Source organism: Polyangium fumosum (assembly GCF_005144585.1).
GTDB lineage: Bacteria > Myxococcota_A > Polyangia > Polyangiales > Polyangiaceae > Polyangium > Polyangium fumosum.
On the sequence record NZ_SSMQ01000073.1, the window covers coordinates 59,202 to 65,565 of the forward strand.

The 6,364-nt window shown below is 66.3% G+C and carries 7 protein-coding genes and 1 pseudogene; 3 read left to right on the forward strand and 5 right to left on the reverse strand.

What is annotated here, in order from left to right; genetic code table 11:
- Both E8A74_RS42440 and E8A74_RS42445 read left to right on the forward strand, forming a co-directional pair.
- Complete coding sequence (locus tag E8A74_RS42440) at nucleotides 1-1,602, forward strand: DUF4215 domain-containing protein (protein WP_136934848.1); 1,602 nt, start codon at nucleotides 1-3, stop codon at nucleotides 1,600-1,602.
- Nucleotides 1,603-1,625: 23 nt separating this feature from the next.
- Nucleotides 1,626-2,624 carry an NADPH:quinone oxidoreductase family protein gene (locus tag E8A74_RS42445; RefSeq protein ID WP_136934849.1) on the forward strand — a complete coding sequence of 333 codons (999 nt, stop codon included), beginning with the start codon at nucleotides 1,626-1,628 and terminating at the stop codon, nucleotides 2,622-2,624.
- 79 nt (nucleotides 2,625-2,703) lie between these two features.
- On the opposite strand, the gene E8A74_RS42450 is transcribed toward E8A74_RS42445, so the two are convergent.
- The 4 genes and pseudogenes from E8A74_RS42450 to E8A74_RS42465 all read right to left on the reverse strand — a co-directional run.
- The gene (locus E8A74_RS42450; protein WP_136934850.1) at nucleotides 2,704-4,026 is read right to left on the reverse strand and encodes a tyrosine-type recombinase/integrase; all 1,323 of its coding nucleotides are present in this window, start codon (nucleotides 4,024-4,026) and stop codon (nucleotides 2,704-2,706) included.
- 203 nt (nucleotides 4,027-4,229) lie between these two features.
- Nucleotides 4,230-4,631 (reverse strand): helix-turn-helix domain-containing protein, encoded by a 402-nt coding sequence (locus E8A74_RS42455; protein ID WP_136934851.1) that lies wholly within the window; start codon nucleotides 4,629-4,631, stop codon nucleotides 4,230-4,232.
- A 5-nt stretch (nucleotides 4,632-4,636) separates the two neighbouring features.
- A complete protein-coding gene (locus E8A74_RS42460) occupies nucleotides 4,637-5,116 on the reverse strand; it encodes a hypothetical protein (RefSeq protein ID WP_136934852.1) in 480 nt (159 codons plus the stop codon).
- 174 nt (nucleotides 5,117-5,290) lie between these two features.
- Nucleotides 5,291-5,787 (reverse strand): annotated as a pseudogene (locus tag E8A74_RS42465) (IS5 family transposase); the annotation flags it as partial.
- On the opposite strand from E8A74_RS42465, the gene E8A74_RS55740 reads away from it, so the two are divergent.
- Nucleotides 5,777-5,905 carry a hypothetical protein gene (locus E8A74_RS55740; protein ID WP_269749931.1) on the forward strand — a complete coding sequence of 43 codons (129 nt, stop codon included), beginning with the start codon at nucleotides 5,777-5,779 and terminating at the stop codon, nucleotides 5,903-5,905. The pseudogene E8A74_RS42465 and the gene E8A74_RS55740 sit on opposite strands and share 11 nt — an antisense overlap.
- A gap of 34 nt (nucleotides 5,906-5,939) precedes the next feature.
- On the opposite strand, the gene E8A74_RS42470 is transcribed toward E8A74_RS55740, so the two are convergent.
- A partial coding sequence (locus E8A74_RS42470) for an ATP-binding protein (protein ID WP_170229789.1) occupies nucleotides 5,940-6,364 on the reverse strand: 425 nt, incomplete at its 5' end.

The following is a 6,364-nucleotide window of genomic DNA, read 5'->3' on the forward strand; positions in this document are numbered from 1 at the left end:
ATGGCACATCGACTTACCACGACGCCACTCCTTGCCCTTGTCTTCGCTGGTTTCGCTGCTGCCAGCGGTTGCGGTCGATCGTTCCCCGGCACCGGCGACAGCGGCTCGGACGGCGGCGGAGGGTTCGCCGGGCACGGCGGCGGCGGCCTTGGTGGTGTCGGTGGTGTTGGCGGCGTCGGTGGTGTGGGCGGCGTCGGCGGCGTCGGCGGTGTTGGCGGCGTCGGCGGCGTCGGCGGCGTCGGTGGTGTTGGCGGCGTCGGCGGCGTCGGCGGCGCCATGGGCGTCTGCGGCGACGGCATGCTCGACGTGGGCGAGCTGTGCGACGACGGCCCGCTGAACAGCGACACCGGCGCCTGCAAGCCCACGTGCGAGCCGGCGGTTTGCGGCGACGGGTTCGTGTATGCGGCTGCCGAGGCGTGCGACGACGCGAACGAGATCGACGGCGACGGCTGCAACCACGACTGCGTCGTCTCGGGCACGGTGCTCTTCACGCAGAGCCACAGCATTCCGAGCTCGACAGGCGAGGAGATCACGAGCGTCCGGCTGGACAACAAGGGCAACCTCATCGTCGGCGGGCTCGTCGGCTTCGCAGGCAATCCGGACCATTACGACGGGTTCGTGGGCAAGCTCGATCCGGCGGGCAACCCGATGTGGATTGCCCTGGTCAGCGGCGCGGCGGGCCGCGACGACGCGATTTACGGCGTGGCGGTCGAACCCTCGGGCAACATCGTCGCCGTGGGGTACGAGTCCCTCGCCGACGGGACGACAAACGCGATCGTTCGTCGATACGACACGAACGGCGGGCTTCTGTGGTCGCAGAGCTACGACGGCGGGGTCAACGGATACGATTACGCGTGGGGTGTCGCGACTCTGGGCGGGGGTCACGTCTACGTCGCCGGGGCCTTGATGGCGAACGCCAGCGGGAGTGATTTCGCGGTGCAGAAGTTGTCGATCCAAGACGGCTCGATCGTGGGGCAGTATCTCGTGGACGGGCCAGGCAAGGCCACCGATGCGGCGCAGGGAATCGCGCTCGACGGCAATTTCGTCTACGCCGTCGGTTATGTGACGAATGAGGCGGACTCGACGGACGTCTTGGTGACCAAGCTGGCGGCCGGCGGCGCCAGTCTGACCGAGTCGTGGACGCGCACCTTCAATGGCGCATTGAACGGCGACGATTACGCGTTCGCCGTCGCGGTCGCCCCGGATGGGAACCTCTTCGTCGGCGGCGCCGAGACCACGAACCTCGGCCTCGACGCCTGGCTGCGCAAGTACGATTCGAACGGGGAGGTGCTCTGGACCGAGACCCACACGAGCCAGGTCCCCGCGGGCCTGGATGCGATCTACGCCGTGGCCACCGACCCGAGCGGCAACGTGATCGTGACGGGCTACGAGATGACCCCCACGCTCTCGACGGACATCTGGACCCGCAAGTACGATCCCTCCGGCAAGGAGCTCTGGACCAACGTCTACGGCGGGGCAGGGGACGGAGCCGATTACGGCGAGGGGATCACCACGAACAGCGCCTCCGAGGTCTTCGTCGTGGGCACCGAGCTCACGACGAACCAGGGCTACAACGCCTGGATACGCAAGTACGCGCCCTGAGCAGAAGGACCCAAGCACCCACGATGAAAGCCGTTCTTTGCAAGGCCTTCGGGCCCCCCGCGTCGCTCGTCGTCGAGGATCTCCCGAGCCCCACGCCCGAAGCAGGCCAGGTGGTCGTCTCGGTCCACGCGGCCTCGGTCAATTTCCCAGACCTCCTCGTCATCCAGGACAAATACCAATTCAAGCCGAGCCTGCCCTTTTCGCCGGGCGGCGAGGTCTCCGGGATCGTCACGTCGGTCGGCGCCGGCGTGACGTCGCTCGCGGTCGGGGATCGGGTCGTCGCCTGGGCGCCGTACGGCTGCTTCGCCGAGGAGGTCGCGCTGGGCGAGGGGCAAGTGATCCAGGTGCCGGATGGGATCGACCACGTCACAGCCTCGACGCTGCTCGTGGCCTACGGGACCACGCACCACGCGCTCGTCGATCGGGCGGCGCTTCGGGCCGGCGAGACGCTCGTCGTGCTCGGCGCGGCGGGCGGCGTAGGCATCTCCGCCATCGAGATCGGCAAGGTGCTCGGCGCGCGGGTCATCGCCTGCGCGTCGAGCGACGACAAACTCGAGGTGTGCCGGGCACGCGGAGCCGACGAGGTCGTGAACTACAGCCGCGAGGACCTGAAAGCACGGCTCAAGGCGCTCGCGCCGAACGGCGTCGACGTCGTCTACGACCCCGTCGGCGGCGCGTTCGCCGAGCCAGCGCTACGCGCAATGGCCTGGCGCGGTCGTTACCTGGTCATCGGGTTCGCCGCAGGCGACATCCCGAAGATCCCGCTGAACCTCACGCTGCTGAAGGGGTGCTCGATCGTCGGGGTCTTCTGGGGTTCCTTCACGATGCGCGAGCCCGAGCGTTATCGCGAGGGCCTCGCCGAGCTCTTCGGGTGGGTACGAGAAGGCCGCATCCAGCCGCACGTCGAGCAAACCTATCCCCTCGAACAGGCAAGCTCCGCGCTCTCCGCGATGGCCGAGCGGCGCGTGAAGGGCAAGGTCGTGCTCGTCACGGCGCGCGAGGCCGCCGCCTCGGCACGTTAGGCGCGGAGCTGGGGCTTTGCCCCAGGCCCCAGGAGGGGGCTGTCCGCCCCAGGAATCGACCCCCAACAAATCCGCGACGTTACCCCCCGCTCGCACGCTTTCCGGAACGATTCAGGAGCGAGGCAGGCAGCGGGGGGAAGACTTCTCCGACGTTGCGTCCCATGAGCTGGGCCTCATCGAAGTAGACGTCGGTGGTCTCCTGCTTCTGGTGCCCGAGGATCCGGCGAAGCTCGATCGGCCCGTAGCGTCCCGACCGCGCAGCCCATGTCGCGCCCGTCGCCCGCAGCCCGTGCATGGTCAAGGGGATGTGCATCCTGGTTCGCTGGCGTAGGTCCGGGCGCGTCAGCCCCGCGCGATCGAGGTACATACGGAACGCGTCCGACACCTTGTAAACGTTGATCGGACAGATGAGCCCGCTCCCGCCCGCGTCGTCGATCATCACCCGCAAGAGTGGGATCACGTTTGGTTCGAGCGTGAACGATCTACCGCGCCCGTTCTTGGGCGCCTTCTCTCGCTTCCGCTTGCGATCGTACGAGCGAGAGATCGTGATCCGCTCGTGTGCAAGATCGATGTCCTCGCATCGCAGACGGGCGAACTCGCTCAGCCTGCACATGAGGTACACCGCGAGCGTGACGAGACGACGCGTTCGGATGGAGATCGCCTCGCATGCCACGAAGCGGAGAAATTCCTCGGGGTAGAAGCAAGCGCGCGTCTGCCTCTTCGGCGTGGGGGGGCCCTTCACGCCTAGCGCGGGATTGTCCGGCCGAACGTAAAGCTCGGGGTCTCCATCCTCGTCCGATGCCGCGGTGAGCATCGTGCGGAAGTAGGAGAAGTAGCGCGATGCAGTGTTCTCTGCGAGCCGATCAGCCGCTACTTCGTTGCGGAAGTAGGCGGCGACGCGTTTGACGTCATCGCGCGTGAGCGCCGCGAGCGGCTTCTCTCCGATCGTTCCGCCGTCCACCTTCACGCGGAGCGCATGCACCTTGAGGCCCGACGTGTAGGAGGATAGCGAACCGTTCCCGTGCTTATTGCGCCACGCGAGCCAGCGATCGGCGTAACTCTCGACCGTTTCGAGGAGCGATCCCGCCGCGCTGGCTGCGGTGGGGTTCGCCGCCGCTCCGCGGAGCAGAGCGTCACGGGGGACCAGCTCGATCGGCACCCAATCGGGCAAGCGCCCCTCCTCCGCCAGGCGAGCCAGCGCGAGGTCTGGACGGTCGGTGTAGAGCTTGGCCAGCTTGTCGAGATCGGCGTCGGTGGGGGGCCGACCGTTGATCCCCTTCGGGACAACGATCCCAGGCAGGCGCCGCTCCTTCACGCCCGGCACGGCCGACTGTGGAAGGGTGACGTAGACCAGGAAGTGATCGCCCGATCGCTTCCACGTGCCCTTGCGCGCTCGTCCCACGGATCACCCTCCGATCCAGGGTGCCCGGGGCGCGCAGAAGTTGGACGCAAAATAGACGGATGCTACCCTATTCATAGGTCAAACCTCGTGATTGCGGGGTTTGGCTCAGGGCTCCCGTGCATGTCTTCATCATGCATGGGGGCCCGCCTTGTCATACCCCCTACCCGAGAAACGCCCCCACGTCAAGGAAGAGGCCGGACGCCTCATCGGCGCGCCTTTCCTGTGCGTCGCGAGCGGCGCAGCGGAACGTGGTGACCGGCGGCCCGGATCGCCTCGTGCAATGCGAGCGCGTCTCCATACCCATCCGAGGCAGGCGCCTCGCGCGTCGAGCGATGCGGCGCGGTGGTCGCGCGAGATTCGATCCAGGCGTCAACCTCGTCTTTGCGAGCCAGCACCTTGCGGCCGACCTTGGTTGCCTTGAATGCCCCTTCCCGCGCGAGCCGTAGGAATGCCGTCCGGCCCATCGGCGCGGTTTTCGCGTCGTAGAAGCCCCCGCCATTCCCGCTGGGACTCGCCTCGATTGCCTCGCGCATGATGCTCCCGGCATAGCGGAGCAACGTGGCGAGCGCCGCGATCACCTCGGGGGGCAATTCGTGCGAGGCCATCCGTCCTACCTCGCGATTTCGTTGAGGCGCCGCACCACCTCGGAAAGCACTCGCTCCGTCGCGCGGAGCTGGGCCCGGATTTCGCTGATACTCTTCTTCTGTGTTCGGACCTCTGCCGCCAGGCTATCAAACCGCAGCTTTATGACGTGCTGGAGGGGGGCCACCTTCAGAAGCGGCGCGGCGCGCACGTGGGAGCCTCTGCGCCCAACGTTCACCACGAGAATTTCGAGCCCCGATTTACGCTCCTCCGAACGAATGCGCCGCATCACGCGGCGCCTCCATCCGACCCCCTGTGCGTCGATTCCCAAGACGAGCGCAGCCATGTCCATGGACATGATGCCGTCTGGCCCGACTCCCGGCAGGTCCTCTCCATGCTTGTCGTCGTCTCGGGCCGCCTCGCTATCGCCCGGGATCTGCGAGGGCTCGAAACCGAGCCGCGCTTCGAGCGTGGCGCTCCAATTGGATTGGAGGGGATGCGGAGCCATGGGCCCATCCTCGCGAACGGCGAGGCACGGGCGCAAGGTAAAACAAGGGCGGACGCGGCCCACGATGGACAGGAAATGTCCTATCCACGATGCGTCGCGTGAACGTTGCTGTTGCACACATAGGACACGAATTGTCCTATCGTGCCGATGTATTGGCAGAGTCTAGAAGTCATCTCATAAACCGCCCAGGAGCCTCCTGAGGAACAGGACGATACATCCGAGGTGGACGAAGCTGAGAAAGTTTCTGGCGTGGCGCTCGTGCCGTACCAAGATGCGACGGAAGCTTTGGAGCCAGGCGAAGAGGCGCTCTACCTTCCAGCGGCGTTTGTATCGGCGGAGAGGGCGGAGATCCTGGGTGAAGCGCTTGCGATTCGACCGATTGGGTGCGATCAGCTCGATCCCCCGCTCCTTCGCGAGCCGCGCGTCGAGCGCGTCGCTATCGTAGGCCTTGTCGCCGATGAGACACTTGGGGAGCTGAGCGAGGAAGCAGGTGTCGAGTGTTCGCTCGACGAGCGTGACTTCATGCGGCGAAGCACTTTCGATGCAGACGGCGAGAGGAAGACCAGAGCCGTCTGCAATGGCCATGATCTTGGTCCCCCTGCCACGCTTCGTTTTTCCGACGCAGGGCCCCCCTTTTTGGCGCTCACGAACGTGCCGTCGATGAACGCCTGTAGACAACCATCCCGATCCGCAGAAATCCTCGATCTCGACAGCGATCACGAGTTCGCGCTGGCCTGCGAGGTCATGAGTTCGCCGCCGCGCTGGGCGCTTGCCGTGTGGGTGGTGTGATCGATGGTCCGGCCGTGCGGACGCGGGAGCGCGTTTACTCGTCGCTGCGACGTTTCTCGCGCACGGCGAGGGAGCGGCGCAGAGAGGACTTTTGGCGCCAGGAGTCGGCGTCGATGTCGATGGTGTGGCAGTGCTGTGCGAAGCGGTCGACGAGGGCGCCGAGGCAGGAGGCGTCCTTGAAGACCGTGCCCCATTGCTTGTAGGCGAGGTTCGTCGTCAGGATGATCGACTTCTGCTCATGGCGGCGGCTGACGATGTGGAAAAGCAGGTCGGCTGCGCGGCTGTCGCATGGCACGTAGCCGAGTTCGTCCAAGATTAACATATCGGGCGACGTGTACCGGCGCAGCCTTCGCTCCGTCGCGGGTATCGATTCCTGGCGCATGAGGTCGGCCAGCGCTGCGGGGAGCGTGCGGAAGAGGACCGAGTAGCCACGCTCCAGGGCGCGCAGCCCGAGGTTTT